The following is a 14,357-nucleotide window of genomic DNA, read 5'->3' as shown; positions in this document are numbered from 1 at the left end:
TCGTGGATCTCCCCGACCAGCTCCTCGACCAGGTCCTCGCAGGTGACGATGCCGGCCGTGCCGCCGTACTCGTCGACCACCACGGCCAGGTGGTGGCCCTCCCGGCGCATCTCGGTGAGCGCGGCCAGCACGCGTTTGCTGCCCGGCAGCCGCTTCACCTCGCGGGTCAGCTCGCCGACCGTGGCGCGCGGGTCCCGCTCGGGGCGCAGCAGCACGTCCCGCAGGTGGACGAAGCCGACCACGTCGTCGTGGGTGCCGTCGACCACCGGGTAGCGGGTGTGCGGGTCGGCGCGGACCAGCCGCTCGGCCTCGGCCACGGTGAGCCCGGTGGCGAGGAAGACCACCTCGGTGCGCGGCACCATCACCTCGCGGACGAGCCGCGCGCCGGCCACCAGCACCTCGTCGATGATCCGCCGCTCGTCGGGGTCGAGCACCGTGTTGGCCGCGACCAGGTCACGCAGCTCGGCCTCGCTGATCCGCTCCCGGCCGGCGGTCGGGCTGGCCCCGAGCAGGTCGGTGACCAGGCGGGTGGCACCGTCGGCGGCGCGCACCACGAGCCGGGCCACGGTGCGGGCCACGGGTCCGGGTGCGCGTCTCGGCCGCCCCGGCGGGCGTCGCCGGGGCCCGGGACCACCTCCCTCCCGCATGACAAGGATGGTAGACAGCGGGCGCCGGACAGCCCGGCCGATGTTCGGATCTGTTCAATCGTGAAGGATTGTGGTGGAATAGAGGCGGGCCCACTCGCGGCCGCGACACCGCCCGCGGCCCGTAGGGTGATCACGGACGGCCGCCGCGGCACGCGGCCCAGGCAGGAGGAGCGACGTGAAACTGCTCGTCACCGGCGGCGCCGGTTACATCGGCAGCGTGGTGACCCGGATGCTGCTCGACCACGGTCACGAGGTGACCGTCCTGGACGACCTGCGCACCGGCCACCGGGAGGCGCTCGCCCCCGAGGCGACCCACGTCGACCTGCCGATCCACGAGGCCGCGCGGGTGCTCACCCCCGACGCCGGCTTCGACGGCGTGCTGCACTTCGCCGCCCTGATCGCCGCCGGCGAGTCGATGGTCAAGCCCGAGCTCTACTGGCAGAACAACACGGTCGGCTCGCTCGCCCTGATCGACGCGGTCCGCGCCGCCCGGGTGCCCCGGCTGGTCTTCTCCTCCACGGCCGCCGTCTACGGCAACCCCACCGAGCTGCCCATCCCGGAGACCGCCGTCAAGGCGCCCACGAACACGTACGGGGCGACCAAGCTGGCCGTCGACATGGCGCTCACCTCCGAGGCGGTCGCGCACGACCTGGCCGCCGTCTCGCTGCGCTACTTCAACGTGGCCGGGGCCTACCGGCACGGTGGGCGGACCATCGGCGAACGGCACGACCCCGAGACCCACCTCATCCCGCTCGCCCTCGAGGTGGCCGCCGGCCGGCGCGACAAGTTCCAGCTCTTCGGCGACGACTACCCCACCGTCGACGGCACCTGCGTGCGCGACTACATCCACGTCGAGGACCTGGCCCGCGCCCACCTGCTGGCCCTCGACGCCGCCACCGGGGGCCGGCACCGGATCTACAACCTGGGCAACGGCAACGGCTTCACCAACCGGCAGGTCATCGAGGTGGTCCGCGAGGTCACCGGGCACCCGGTGCCGGTCGAGGTGGCCCCGCGCCGCGAGGGCGACCCCGCCGAGCTGGTCGCCTCCTCGGCGCTGGCCCGCGCCGAGCTGGGCTGGGTGCCGGCGAAGCCCACCCTCCAGGACATGGTCGGCGACGCGTGGGAGTTCTACCGCACGCACATCCTGGAGGACCGGTGAGTGGCGACGTCGCGGCCCGCGCCGCCGTCGGCTTCCGGCAGCGGTACGGCGCGGAGCCGGCGGGCCGCTGGGCGGCTCCCGGCCGGGTCAACCTGATCGGCGAGCACACCGACTACAACGACGGGTTCGTGCTGCCCTTCGCGCTGCCGCTGCGTACCGTCGTGGCCGCGGCGGTCGCGGACGACGGGCGCTGGTCGGTCTGGTCGGAGCTGGACGACGAGCCCGTGGAGTTCGGGCCGGCTGAGGCCGACGAGCCCGGCCGCGTCGACGGCTGGGCCGCCTACGTGGCCGGGGTGGTCTGGGCGCTGCGCGCCGCCGGCCACGACGTCCCCGGCGCCCGGCTGGCCATCGCCTCCGACGTGCCGGTCGGCTCCGGGCTGTCCTCGTCGGCGGCCATCGAGGCGGCGGTGCTCGCCGCCCTGGTCGACCTCGGCGGTCTGGACCTCCCCGCCGACCGCTGGCCGAGGCTCGCCCAGCGGGCCGAGAACGACTACGTCGGCGCGCCCACCGGCATCATGGACCAGTCCGCGGTGATCCGCGGCCGGTCCGGGCACGCCCTCTTCCTCGACTGCCGCACCGAGGAGGTCGAGCAGATCCCGTTCGACCTGGACGCCGCCGGGCTGGCCGTGCTGGTCGTCGACAGCCGGGCACCGCACCGGCACGCCGACGGCGAGTACGCCGCCCGCCGCAAGTCCTGCGAGCGGGCCGCCAAGGCACTCGGGGTGGCCGCGCTGCGCGACGTCGCCACCGCCGACCTGGACGCCGCGCTGGCCCGCCTCGACGACGACGAGACCCGCCGCCGGGTCCGGCACGTCGTCACCGAGGACCAGCGGGTGCTCGACACGGTCGAGCTGCTGCGCGCCGGGCGGGTCCGCGACATCGGCCCGCTGCTGACCGCCTCGCACGCCTCCATGCGGGACGACTTCGAGATCACCGTGCCGGAGATCGACACCGCGGTCGAGGCGGCCCTGGCCGCCGGGGCGTACGGGGCGCGGATGACCGGCGGCGGCTTCGGCGGCTGCGTGCTCGCCCTCGTTGACGCGGACGCCGCCGACGCCGTGGCGGCCGCCGTGACCGCCGCGTACGCCGACCGCGGCTTCACCGCGCCCGGCACCCGCACCGTCCTCCCGTCCCCCGGCGCGACCCGCCTGGACTGAGACGGAAGGGCCCCCGGTCAACCGACCGGGGGCCCTCTCTCACGTGGGCGGCGGTCAGCCGGCCTCGACGATCATGCCGGCGCCGACCGTGCGGTTGGTGGCCTCGTCGATGATGACGAACCCGCCCGTGGTGCGGTTGCGCCGGTACTCGTCGGCCAGCAGCGGGACCGTGGTCCGCAGCCGCACCCGGCCGATCTCGTTGAGCTTCAGCTCGCCGGCCGTCTCGTCGCGGTGCAGCGAGTTGACGTCCAGCCGGTAGTGGAGCCCGCGCACGATGGCCCGCGCCGAACGGGTGGTGTGCTTGATGGCGTACCGGCCGCCGACCTGGAGCGGGCGGGTCTCGTCCATCCAGCAGATCATCGCCTCGATGTCCTGCGCGACGGCCGGCGCGTTGTTCGGCCGGCAGATCATGTCGCCCCGCGAGATGTCGATCTCGTCGGCCAGCCGGACGGTCACCGACATCGGCGGGAACGCCTCATCCACCGGGCCGTCGGCGGTCTCCACGGCGGCGATCCGGCTGGTGAAGCCCGAGGGCAGCACCATCACCTCGTCACCCGCCTTGAGCACACCCGAGGCCACCTGGCCCGCGTAGCCCCGGTAGTCGGTGACCGTGGTGGACTGCGGCCGGATCACGTACTGCACCGGGAAGCGGACGTCGACCAGGTTGCGGTCGGACGCGATGTGCACCCGCTCCAGGTGGTGCAGCAGCGACGGGCCCTCGTACCAGGGCATGTTCTCCGAGCGGCTGACGATGTTGTCGCCCTGCAGCGCGGAGATCGGCACCACGGTCAGGTCCGGCACGTCGAGCTTCGCGGCGAACGCCGTGAACTCGTCGGCGATCTGCTCGAACACCTCCTGCGACCAGTCGACCAGGTCCATCTTGTTCACGCAGAGGACCAGGTGCGGCACCCGCAGCAGCGAGCAGAGGAACGCGTGGCGGCGGGACTGCTCCACCAGGCCCTTGCGGGCGTCCACCAGGATCAGCGCCAGGTCGGCCGTGGAGGCGCCGGTGACCATGTTCCGGGTGTACTGGATGTGCCCCGGGGTGTCGGCGATGATGAACTTCCGCCTCGGCGTGGCGAAGTAGCGGTACGCCACGTCGATGGTGATGCCCTGCTCCCGCTCGGCGCGCAGGCCGTCGGTCAGCAGCGCCAGGTTGGTGTACTCGTCGCCCCGGGCCGCGCTGACCGCCTCGACCGCGGCCAACTGGTCGGTGAAGAGCGACTTCGTGTCGTACAGCAGCCGCCCGATCAGGGTCGACTTGCCGTCGTCGACGCTGCCGGCGGTGGCGAACCGCAGCAGGTCCATCTGCCGGGCCGACGCGTCGGCCTCGGCCGGCGCAACAGTCTCGACGCTCATCAGAAGTAGCCCTCCCGCTTGCGGTCCTCCATGGCGGCCTCGCTGACCCGGTCGTCGCCGCGGGTCGCGCCGCGCTCGGTGATCCGGGTGGCGGCCACCTCCTCGATCACCTTCTCCACCGTGTCGGCGTCCGAACGGACCGCCGCGGTGCAGGAGGCGTCGCCCACGGTCCGGTACCGCACCTGGGCCTTGAACGGCTGCTCACCGGCACGGCCCCGGAAGAACTCGTTGACCGCGTAGAGCATGCCGTCGCGCTCGATCACCTCGCGCTGGTGCGCGTAGTAGATCGACGGCAGCGGGATCCGCTCCCGGGCGATGTAGTGCCAGACATCCAGCTCGGTCCAGTTGGAGAGCGGGAACACCCGGATCGACTCGCCCGGGTGGTGCCGGCCGTTGTAGAGCGCCCACAGCTCGGGGCGCTGGTTCTTCGGGTCCCACTGGCCGAACTCGTCGCGGAAGCTGAACATCCGCTCCTTGGCCCGGGCCTTCTCCTCGTCCCGGCGCGCGCCGCCGAACAGCGCGTCGAAGCGGTGCTTCTCCACCGCGTCGAGCAGCACCGGGGTCTGGATCCGGTTGCGCATGCCGTCGGCCGACTCGCGCACCAGCCCCTTGGTGAGGGCCTCCGGCACGCTGGCCACGATGAGCTGGAGACCCAGCTCGGCGACCCGCTGGTCCCGGTATTCGAGAACCTCGGGGAAGTTGTGCCCGGTGTCGACGTGCATCACCGGGAAGGGAATGTTGGCCGGGGCGAAGGCCTTCTGGGCCAACCGGAGCATCACGATCGAGTCCTTGCCGCCGGAGAAGAGCAGCACGGGGCGCTCCATCTCGGCGACGACCTCTCGCATCACGAAGATGCTCTCCGCCTCGAGAGCGTCCAGGTGGGACACCTGGTACGCGGCGGTCGCCGTCATGACACGAACTCGATTCGCTCGGATCCGCACATCGGGATTCCAGACCTTTCCGGTCGGACTCGTGAAGAAGAACGCTCAGGCTACCCGGAATGCCTCTGCAGCGCTGCAAGCAACCGGCTGGCGAGATCCTTGCGGCAGACCAGCAGGTCGGGCAGGCGTGGGTCGGCCTCGTTGTATTTCAGCGCAGATCCGTCGATCCGGGAAGCGTGCAGTCCGGTGGCCGTCGCCACAGCGACCGGAGCGGCCGAGTCCCACTCGTACTGACCGCCCGCGTGGATGTACGCGTCGACCTCGCCCGTGACCACAGCGGCGATCTTCGCGCCCGCCGAGCCCATCGGAACCAGATGCGCGCCGATGTCCTCTGCCAGATCGGTCAGGAAAACCGGCGGACGGCTACGACTGGCCGCCAACCGGATGGTCCTGCCGCCGCCCGCCGTGGCGGCCTCCAGGGTCATCGGCGGGTACGCCGGCGGGTAGTCCGTGCCCAGCACCCGGTGCTGCGCCGGCAGACCCACCGCGCCCGCGACCAGCCCGTGCGGCGTCGGCGCGCTGCGCGACCAGAGCGCCACGTGCACCGCCCAGTCCGAGCGGCCCTCCTCGGCGAACTCGCGGGTGCCGTCCAGCGGGTCGATGATCCACACCCGCTCGGCGTTCAGCCGGGACACCACGTCGCTGCTCACCTCGGCCGTCCAGGCCAGCCGCGAACCCTCGTCCTCCTCCGACAGCACCGCGTCCGCCGGCCGCCACTTCGCCAGCTCGGTGCGGATCAGATCGTGCGAGACCTTGTCCCCGGCCGACTTCAGCGCCCCCGCGTCGGCGAAGCCCAGCTCCGCGCGCAGGCCCATCAGCGCCTGCCCGGCCCGGGCCGCCAACCACCGGGCGAACGCGCCGTCGATCATCGGAGGACTGCCCATGGTGTTCCCGCTCCCGTCGCCCGCCGTCGCACATCAGAAGGCGGAGACTACCGGCACCGGGCCGACCCGCCCGGGATGCCCCGCCCGGCGCCTCAGGCCCCGTGGTAGAGGTTCTGCGTCGGCTCCACGCCCTTGGTGACCACCGACTCGACCACGTCCGCCGCCCGGTCCACCAGGAACTCCAGCTCCTTGCGCTCGGCAGCCGAGAAGTCCGACAGCACGTAGTCGGCCGGGTCCTGCCGGCCCGGCGGCCGGCCGATCCCGAACCGCACCCGCACGTACTCCTTCGTGCCCAGCGACTTCGACATCGAGCGCAGGCCGTTGTGGCCGCCCTCGCCGCCACCGATCTTCACCCGCAGCTGACCGTAGGGGATGTCCAGCTCGTCGTGCACCGCGATCACCCGCCCCGGCGGGATCTTGTGGAACTGCGCCAGCCCGGCCACCGGCCCGCCGGAGAGGTTCATGTACGTCAGTGGCTTCACCAGCACCAGCTTCGGGCCGCCGAAACCCAGCCGCCCCTCGGCCACCTCGGCCACCGCCCGCTTGTGCCGGCCGAACTTCGCGCCCACCCGGGCGGCCAGCAGCTCCGCCACCATGAAGCCGACGTTGTGCCGGTTGCCCGCGTACTCCCGACCGGGGTTGCCCAGGCCGACCACCAGCCACGGCCCCGCCTCGTCCGTCACGCCACGTCCCTTCCGCTCTGCCCGCCGACCCGTCTCCGATACGCCGACAGGCGCCCCCGGGAACCGGGGACGCCTGTCGCACAGCCTGCGAACCGATCAGGCCTCGGTCTTCGGCTCCTCGGCAGCCGGCTCGCCCTCGGCCGGAGCACCCTCCGGAGCCTCGGCGGTCTCCTCGCCGACCTCGGCCTCGGCCTCCTCCTCGGCGACCTCGACCTCGGGGAGAGTGGCCTCGAGCTGCTCGGCGGTCGGAGCGGCGGTCACCGAGGCGACCTGCAGGTCCCCGTCCGCGACCAGCTCGACACCGGCCGGCAGCTCGACGTCGCCGGCGGTGATCTGGGTGCCGGCCTCGGCGCCCTCGATCGAAGCCTCCAGGTGGTCCGGCACCTTGGTGGCGTCGGCGGTCACCGTGAGGGTGTCGTGGTCGTGCACGATCAGGGTGTCCTTCGCGGCCTCACCGGTCAGCTGGACCGGGACCTCGACGGTGACCTTCTCGCCCCGGCGGACCAGCAGCAGGTCCACGTGCTCGAAGGTGTCCTTGATCGGGTCACGCTGGATCGCCTTCGGCAGCGCCAGCACCTGGGTGCCGTCGCTGACCTCGATCGCGAAGAGCTGGTTCGCACCGCCCTTGCGGATCGCGGCGGCGAACTCACGCGCCGGGAGCGCGATGTGCTTGGGCTTCTCGCCGTGGCCGTACAGCACGGCGGGCACCTTGCCGGCCCGGCGGGTACGACGGGCACCACCCTTGCCGAACTCGGTACGGGGCTCGGCGCTGATCTTTACCTCGGACACGGGGAAACTCCTGATGCTTCGCTGCGGCGGCTTGTCGTCTGGCGGTGCTGGGCGAGGGGCTCGCTGGGGCTCAAGGTCATGAACGACCGCCCGGAGCACCGCGTCGATGACGGCGCCTCCGTGCGGTGCTTTTCAGCGGCCCGCCGGGCACCCTCGCCGTGGCAACCGCACCAGTCTACCCGAGCGAATTCCGAGCTTTCCGGCAGTCCCCATATCACCGCCGGCGACACCGCGACGGCCACTTCCCCGACCGGCGACCACCCACTCGGAGGGCCGCCGCCGGCGGGGCGCGGACCTCAGCTCAGGCCACCGAACAGGGTGGTCACCGAGCCGTCGTCGAAGACCTCCCGGATCGCCCGGGCCAGCAGCGGGGCGATCGACAGCACGGTCAGCTTGTCGAGCTGCTTCTCCGGCGGCAGCGGCAGCGTGTTCGTCACCACGACCTCGCTGATCGGGCTGTTCTTCAGCCGCTCGGTCGCCGGGTCGGACAGCAGCGCGTGGGTGGACGCCACCACGATCTCCGCCGCGCCCGACTCCTTCAGGATGTCGGCGGCCTTGGTGATCGTGCCACCGGTGTCGATCATGTCGTCGACGATCAGGCAGACCCGGCCCTCGACCTCGCCGACCACCCGGTTCGCCACCACCTGGTTCGGCTTCAGCGGATCCCGCGTCTTGTGGATGAACGCCAGCGGGCAGCCACCCAGCCGGTCCGTCCACCGCTCCGCCACCCGCACCCGGCCCGAGTCCGGCGCCACCACCGTCATCGGCCGGCCCGCGTACTTGTGCTCCACGTACTCGGCCAGCACGTCCATGGCGAACAGGTGATCCACCGGGCCGTCGAAGAAGCCCTGGATCTGCGCGGTGTGCAGGTCGACCGTCAGGATCCGGTTCGCGCCCGCGGTCTTCAGCAGGTCGGCCACCAGCCGCGCCGAGATCGGCTCCCGGCCGCGGTGCTTCTTGTCCTGCCGCGAGTAGGGGTAGAACGGCAGAACCACGGTGATCCGCTTGGCCGAACCGCGCTTCAGCGCGTCGACCATGATCAGGGTCTCCATCACCCACGTGTTGACCCCGTGCGTCACGGACTGCACCACGAAGGCGTCCGAACCACGTACCGAGTCCTTGAAGCGTACGAAGATCTCCCCGTTGGCGAAATCGTACGAGTCGGAGGGCGTCGGCGCGACGCCGAGCACCTCACCGATCTCCTTGGCCAGCTCCGGAAAACCCCGTCCGGAGAAGAGCATCAGGCTCTTGCGGTTTTCGGCGACGATGCTGCCCATGGGCCCGTCTGCTCCCGTATGTCGGTGTTCCCGGCGGCGGTGAGCCGGGACTATTCGGTTGCAGTATCCCCCGCGTTCACCGGTCCTCCCACGGTCTCCGGCCCCCCGTGGATTCAGTCACCTTCGCTTGCGGCACCGGCCGGGTCCGACGCACCCTCACGGGCCCGCTGCGCCGCCTCCGCGGCCGCCGTGCCGGACCGCTTGCGCAGCACCCAGCCCTCGACGTTGCGCTGCTGACCCCGGGCCACCGCCATGGCGCCCGCCGGCACGTCCGAGATGATCACCGAGCCCGCCGCCGTGTACGCGCCGTCGCCCACCCGCACCGGCGCCACGAACATGTTGTCCGCCCCGGTGCGCGCGTGACTGCCGATCGTCGTGTGGTGCTTCTTCACCCCGTCGTAGTTGACGAACACCGTCGCCGCGCCGATGTTGCTGTGCTCGCCGATCGTCGCGTCACCCACGTACGACAGGTGCGGCACCTTCGAACCCTCGCCGATGGTCGCCTTCTTCGTCTCCACGAACGTGCCGACCTTCGCCTTCCGGCCCAGCCGCGACTCCGGCCGCAGGTACGCGTACGGCCCGACGCTCGCCTCCGGGCCCACCTCGGCGCCCACCGCGTGGCTGCGCACCACGCTCGCGCCCGCGCCCACCGCGGTGTCCACCAGCGTGCTGTCCGGACCGACCACCGCGCCCGCGCCCACCACCGTCGCGCCCTGCAGCTGGGTGTTCTGATCGATCACCGCGTCCCGCTCGACGGTCACCGTCACGTCGATCCAGGTCGTGTGCGGGTCCAGGATGCTCACCCCGGTCCGCATCCAGCCCTCGTTCACCCGGTCCCGCAGCAACCGGCGCAGCGCGGCCAGCTCGACCCGGTCGTTGCAGCCCAGCGTCTCCACGTGGTCCGCCGCGCAGTGCACCGCCACCGGCTCCCCCGCGTCCCGCAGCAGGCCGAACACGTCGGTCAGGTACTCCTCGCCCTGCTCGTTGTCGGTCGAGAGCTTGCCCAACGCGTCCCGCAGCCGCGCCACGTCGAACGCGTAGATCCCCGCGTTGATCTCCCGCAGCGCGCGCTGCTCCGGGGTGGCGTCGCGCTCCTCCACGATCTGCGCCAGCCGCCCGTCGACGTCCCGGACGATCCGGCCCAGGCCGGCCGGGTCGGGCACCTCGGCGGCCAGCACGGTCGCCGCCGCGCCCGCGCCCTCGTGCGCCTCGACCAGGGCCGCCACGGTCTCCGGCCGCAGCAGCGGCACGTCCCCGTTGATCACCACGACGGTGCCGGCGGCGTCCGGCACCGCGTCCAGCGCGATCCGGACCGCGTGCCCGGTGCCGAGCTGACGCTCCTGGAGCACCGGGGTGGCCGCCGGGGCGATCTCGGCCAGGTGCGCGCGCACCTGGTCGGCGCCGTGGCCGACCACGACCACCTGACGGTCCGCGCCGAGCGGCGCGGCCGCGGCCAGCACGTGACCGAGCAGGGTACGGCCGAGCAGCGGGTGCAGCACCTTGGGCAGGGCCGACTTCATCCGCTTGCCCTCACCGGCGGCGAGCACGACAACGGTGCGGAGGTGGGGCTGGGACACGACGTGGCTCCAGTCGGGACGGCGACAGTCTCGCGGCCATGCTAACCAGACGGCCGGGCAGGTCGCCGCATACCCCAAGAAGGGCACCAATACAGAGAATTGCTCGGCCGCCAGGATTCGAACCTGAAACACAAGAACCAAAATCTTGGGTGTTGCCAGTTACACCACGGCCGAAGGGTCGCCAACAGCTTAGCGCCTGTCGTCCACCTCCCGATGGCTCGGATCGGGGCCGCGCCCGGCGGCCAGACGCTCCACCACGCCCGCTATCCAGAGGTAGAGCTCACGCGATCGGGGCACACGCACCAGTAGAGCGCTGCGCCGACGAGCAGCAATTCTCGAAGGGCCGGTGCATCGACCCACCCGGCGGCCGCCTCCCGCGCCTCGCGTTCAGCGTCCTCGCGCTGCTTCCGGCGGTCCACCCGGTGCAGTGCGCGGCGGGCGTCCGCCTCGATGCGACGCTGCGTGGCCGCCTCCGAGGAGCCGTCGAGCGGAAGATGCCCCACCCAGCGATGGGCCGTCGACCTGGCGATGGTCAGTCGTTCTGCGATCTCGTTGACCGTGCGTCCCTCGGCTCGCAGCCGCCAGGCTGCGGCCCGCAGGTCGTCCTTGTCGCATCTCCGCCCGAGGACCGGATCCTCACTCATCCGCGACGCGCTCCACTGCCGCCCTGATGCCGGCGATGACGCCTTCGACCCGCCAGTAGATCGCGCGACTTCGAGGCACGGTGATCACGAGGCAGCCGTGGTAGTCGTCGCCCGCGTTCCGACGCACCGTGGTCGGGGGCGCCGGGTCCACTCGGGTGGCGGGATGCCACGGAGCAGCGCATACGCCCGATCGCGGCCGATGCCCAGGCGGGCCCGGATCTGCGCCACGGAGAGCTTTTCTTCGAGGCGCAGGCGGCGTGCCTCGGCGGCCAGCGGGTCGGTCACTCCGGCAGGTTAGGACGGGCGTACGACAGGTCCGGCATCGACGGAGTGCCGTGTCCGCTGCGATCAAGCTCGTTCCTGGTTACGGTGACGTAGGCGTAGCCCGTACGACTGGGAGGTGCCATGTCGACCACCCTGACCGGCCCGGACAGCGGCCCGAAGCCACTCACCCAGGGCCACCAGTCACCCGGCATCCTGATCGCCCTGTGGGCCTTCGTGGTCGTTCCGTTCCTCGCGCTGCTGGCCGCCGTGCCGGTGGCCTGGGGTGGTTGGCTGGGCTGGACCGACGTGCTGGTGGCGGGGTTCTGGTACGTGCTGTCCGGCCTCGGCATCACGGTCGGCTACCACCGTTACTTCACCCACGGCTCGTTCAAGGCGAAACCGTGGCTGCGGGCCACCCTGGCGGTGGCGGGTTCGTTCGCCGTGCAGGGCGAGATCATCCAGTGGGTGGCCGATCACCGGCGGCATCACGCGTTCTCCGACCAGGAGGGCGACCCGCACTCGCCGTGGCGGTTCGGGGAGAGCATCGGCGGGCTGACGAAGGGGCTGTTCCACGCGCACGTCGGCTGGCTGTTCAACCGGGAGTTGTCGAACCGGGCGCGGTTCGCCCCGGATCTGCTCGCCGATCCGATCACCCGCCGCGTCGACCGGTTGTTCCCGGTGCTGGTGGTGGTCTCGGTGCTGGGGCCGGCGGCGATGGGCGGGCTGCTCACCGGGTCGTGGCAGGGCGCGCTGACGGCGTTCTTCTGGGGCGGGCTGGTCCGGATCGCGCTGCTGCACCACGTCACCTGGTCGATCAACTCGGTGTGCCACGTCTACGGTGAGCGCCCGTTCGCGGTGCGGCAGGGCGACCGGGCGTCGAACTTCTGGCCGCTGGCGTTGCTGTCGTTCGGGGAGAGCTGGCACAACCTGCACCATGCCGAGCCGACGAGCGCGCGGCACGGGGTGCTGCGCGGGCAGGTCGATCCGTCGGCGCGGGTGATCTGGCTGCTGGAGAAGGTCGGTGCGGCCTGGTCGGTACGGTGGCCGAAACCGGAGCGGATCACGGCGAAGCTGGTGGAGCCGGGGCGGGTGCGCGGCCGGCCGGCGCGGTAACCGGTCGATCGACGCGGGTGGGGTTTGGCAGGATGGGCCGGGTGACCGACGTTCCCGGCAGCGACGCCAGCTCCGCCCGGCGGCGGGCCGTCCCGGCCGCGAAGCCTTCCCGGGTACGGATGTCCGCGACCCAGCGGCGCGAGCAGTTGATCTCGATCGCCCGGCAGATCTTCGCCGAACGCGGGTTCGACGCCACCTCGATCGAGGAGGTGTCGGCCCGGGCGAAGATCTCCAAGCCGGTGGTCTACGAGCACTTCGGCGGCAAGGAGGGGCTCTACGCCGTGGTGGTGGACCGGGAGGTCCGCTCGCTGCTGGACCGGATCTCCACGGCGTTGACGGCGGGGCATCCGCGGGAGTTGCTGGAGCAGGCGGCGTTGACCCTGCTGACGTACATCGAGGAGGAGACCAGCGGGTTCCGGGTGCTGGTCCGGGAGTCGCCGTTGATGTCGGCGACGGGCAACTTCAGCAGCGTGATGAACGACGTGGCGCACCAGGTGGAGCACATCCTGGGCGCGGAGTTCTCCAGCCGGGGCTACGACCCGAAGCTGGCGGAGCTCTACTCGCAGGCGCTGGTGGGCATGGTGGCGTTGACCGGGCGCTGGTGGTTGGAGGTGCGCAAGCCGCGGAAGGAGACGGTGGCGGCGCACCTGGTGAACCTGGCCTGGAACGGCCTGTCGCACCTGGAGGCGAAGCCGGGTCTGATCACCGTCCGCAAGCGGGGCTGAGCCGGGTTCAGCGGTGCGCCTCGGCGACGGGGTGGTTGCGGCGGCGCCGTTCCTCGGCGGCGTGCTCGTCCGTGCCGACCTTGTCGTAGAGGCCGGTGGCGAGCAGGACCAGCCCGAACACCAGCGAGACGAGGACGGTGGACATCGAGAAGTTGAGGAAGTTCGCCGAGGTCTGCAGCACGGACATCATGAGGATGCCGGTGACCAGGAAGACCGCCCCGGCGGTCAGGTTCATGTAGTGGCCGAGGTTGCCGCGGCGGGACGCGCCGATGATGAGGAAGGCGCCGAAGACCACGGAGACCAGGGCGAACGCCAGGTTGGTGCGGAGGCCGAGGGCCGTGGTGTCCTCCCGGCTGAAGAGGCTGTCGCCCCAGGTCTCGAAGACCCCCCAGACGCCGAAGACCAGGATGTAGAGGCCGATGAGCCCGGACAGCACCCGGTAGAGCGGCCGTGCGGGGTGGTTCACCGGGAAGTGCGCCATGGGAGCCTCCGGTCCGCTGACTGGTTTGGCGCAATTGTCCCCCGAGCCGCCCGCTCCCGTCCCCGGAAAACGCCGAAGGCCCGGCGCGCGCCGGGCCTTCGGGGGTGTTCGCGGGTCAGAGCACCAGCCGGGCCTTCTGCCAGGCCTCGTGCTCGTCGTCGGTGCCGACCTTGCCGTACATGCCGACCATCAGGAGCACCAGCGACAGGGTGAGCACCACGATGTCGGTCATGATCGAGAAGTTGAAGATGTTGGCGTCGGTGTGGAGGAACGCCAGCTCGGCCAGGCCGAGGACCATCAGGGCGTAGGCCAGCCACTGGTTGATCGCCACGTCGAGGTTGCGGCCGATCGCGGTGCCGACCAGGATCGCGGCGCCGAGCAGGATGGCGAGCATCGAGAGGCCGAGGTTGGTGCCCTGGCCGAGGACCTTGGTGTCGTCCTGGGCGAGGACCTCGTTGCCGGCGCTGGCGATGATGCCGAGCACGCCGAAGACGACGAAGTACAGACCAACGAGCCCGCCGATCGCCCGGTAGACAGGCCGCGCGGGGTGGTTGACGGGGGTGTGGGCCATCTGTGCGTCTCCAAGACCGAACGGAAGAGGGGTCGCCTGCGATTGTCCCGCACGCCCGTCAGTGACGCCGCACACCCCCCACCCCG

At 71.6% G+C, this 14,357-nt stretch carries 14 protein-coding genes, 1 tRNA gene and 1 pseudogene; 4 read left to right on the top strand and 12 right to left on the bottom strand.

Annotated elements, in window-relative coordinates; translation table 11 throughout:
* Positions 1 to 647: CBS domain-containing protein (locus F8274_RS16045; RefSeq protein WP_151463196.1), on the bottom strand; the 647-nt coding region annotated here is incomplete at its 3' end.
* A gap of 229 nt (positions 648 to 876) precedes the next feature.
* Here F8274_RS16045 and galE point away from each other — a divergent pair.
* Both galE and galK read left to right on the top strand, forming a co-directional pair.
* Complete coding sequence (galE, locus tag F8274_RS16040) at positions 877 to 1,806, top strand: UDP-glucose 4-epimerase GalE (protein ID WP_255474574.1); 930 nt, start codon at positions 877 to 879, stop codon at positions 1,804 to 1,806.
* The gene (gene galK / locus F8274_RS16035) at positions 1,803 to 2,963 is read left to right on the top strand and encodes a galactokinase (protein WP_151463194.1); all 1,161 of its coding nucleotides are present in this window, start codon (positions 1,803 to 1,805) and stop codon (positions 2,961 to 2,963) included. The genes galE and galK overlap by 4 nt, the downstream gene beginning before the upstream one ends.
* Positions 2,964 to 3,017: 54 nt before the next feature.
* Here the strand turns inward: galK and cysN are convergent, their stop codons facing one another.
* The 9 genes and pseudogenes from cysN to F8274_RS15990 all read right to left on the bottom strand — a co-directional run bounded on the left by cysN (position 3,018) and on the right by F8274_RS15990 (position 11,117).
* Positions 3,018 to 4,322, bottom strand: coding sequence for a sulfate adenylyltransferase subunit CysN (gene cysN, locus F8274_RS16030; protein WP_151463193.1), 1,305 nt, complete (start codon positions 4,320 to 4,322; stop codon positions 3,018 to 3,020).
* Positions 4,322 to 5,233 (bottom strand): sulfate adenylyltransferase subunit CysD, encoded by a 912-nt coding sequence (gene cysD / locus F8274_RS16025; RefSeq protein ID WP_151463192.1) that lies wholly within the window; start codon positions 5,231 to 5,233, stop codon positions 4,322 to 4,324. Before cysD ends, cysN begins: the two co-directional genes overlap by 1 nt.
* An 80-nt stretch (positions 5,234 to 5,313) precedes the next feature.
* Entirely contained in the window at positions 5,314 to 6,147 is an 834-nt protein-coding gene (locus F8274_RS16020) for an inositol monophosphatase family protein (RefSeq protein ID WP_151463191.1), read from the bottom strand.
* A gap of 92 nt (positions 6,148 to 6,239) precedes the next feature.
* Positions 6,240 to 6,830: an aminoacyl-tRNA hydrolase gene (gene pth / locus F8274_RS16015; RefSeq protein WP_151463190.1), complete on the bottom strand. Its 591-nt coding sequence runs from the start codon at positions 6,828 to 6,830 to the stop codon at positions 6,240 to 6,242.
* A gap of 96 nt (positions 6,831 to 6,926) precedes the next feature.
* Complete coding sequence (locus F8274_RS16010) at positions 6,927 to 7,619, bottom strand: 50S ribosomal protein L25/general stress protein Ctc (RefSeq protein ID WP_151463189.1); 693 nt, start codon at positions 7,617 to 7,619, stop codon at positions 6,927 to 6,929.
* A 296-nt stretch (positions 7,620 to 7,915) separates the two neighbouring features.
* Positions 7,916 to 8,896: a ribose-phosphate diphosphokinase gene (locus F8274_RS16005; protein WP_091260632.1), complete on the bottom strand. Its 981-nt coding sequence runs from the start codon at positions 8,894 to 8,896 to the stop codon at positions 7,916 to 7,918.
* 50 nt (positions 8,897 to 8,946) lie between these two features.
* A pseudogene (glmU, locus tag F8274_RS16000) lies at positions 8,947 to 10,473 on the bottom strand (bifunctional UDP-N-acetylglucosamine diphosphorylase/glucosamine-1-phosphate N-acetyltransferase GlmU).
* A gap of 102 nt (positions 10,474 to 10,575) precedes the next feature.
* Positions 10,576 to 10,647 (bottom strand) — tRNA-Gln (locus F8274_RS15995).
* Positions 10,648 to 10,736: 89 nt separating this feature from the next.
* Positions 10,737 to 11,117: a helix-turn-helix domain-containing protein gene (locus F8274_RS15990; RefSeq protein ID WP_151463187.1), complete on the bottom strand. Its 381-nt coding sequence runs from the start codon at positions 11,115 to 11,117 to the stop codon at positions 10,737 to 10,739.
* A 405-nt stretch (positions 11,118 to 11,522) separates the two neighbouring features.
* Here F8274_RS15990 and F8274_RS15985 point away from each other — a divergent pair, with 405 nt between their 5' ends.
* Complete coding sequence (locus F8274_RS15985) at positions 11,523 to 12,494, top strand: acyl-CoA desaturase (RefSeq protein WP_151463186.1); 972 nt, start codon at positions 11,523 to 11,525, stop codon at positions 12,492 to 12,494.
* Positions 12,495 to 12,535: 41 nt separating this feature from the next.
* The gene (locus tag F8274_RS15980) at positions 12,536 to 13,219 is read left to right on the top strand and encodes a TetR/AcrR family transcriptional regulator (protein WP_151463185.1); all 684 of its coding nucleotides are present in this window, start codon (positions 12,536 to 12,538) and stop codon (positions 13,217 to 13,219) included.
* Positions 13,220 to 13,226: 7 nt separating this feature from the next.
* Here F8274_RS15980 and F8274_RS15975 read toward each other — a convergent pair whose 3' ends face one another.
* Positions 13,227 to 13,700, bottom strand: a complete 474-nt coding sequence (locus F8274_RS15975) for a DUF4383 domain-containing protein (protein WP_151463184.1) — start codon at positions 13,698 to 13,700, stop codon at positions 13,227 to 13,229.
* A 115-nt stretch (positions 13,701 to 13,815) separates the two neighbouring features.
* Positions 13,816 to 14,271 (bottom strand): DUF4383 domain-containing protein, encoded by a 456-nt coding sequence (locus F8274_RS15970; protein ID WP_151463183.1) that lies wholly within the window; start codon positions 14,269 to 14,271, stop codon positions 13,816 to 13,818.
* Between the last annotated feature and the right edge of the window lie 86 nt (positions 14,272 to 14,357).

Source organism: Micromonospora sp. AMSO31t (assembly GCF_008868175.1).
Taxonomy (GTDB): Bacteria; Actinomycetota; Actinomycetes; order Mycobacteriales; family Micromonosporaceae; genus Micromonospora.
The sequence above is the reverse complement of the archived record's forward strand: the minus strand, read 5'-3'. Positions and strand labels throughout refer to the sequence as shown.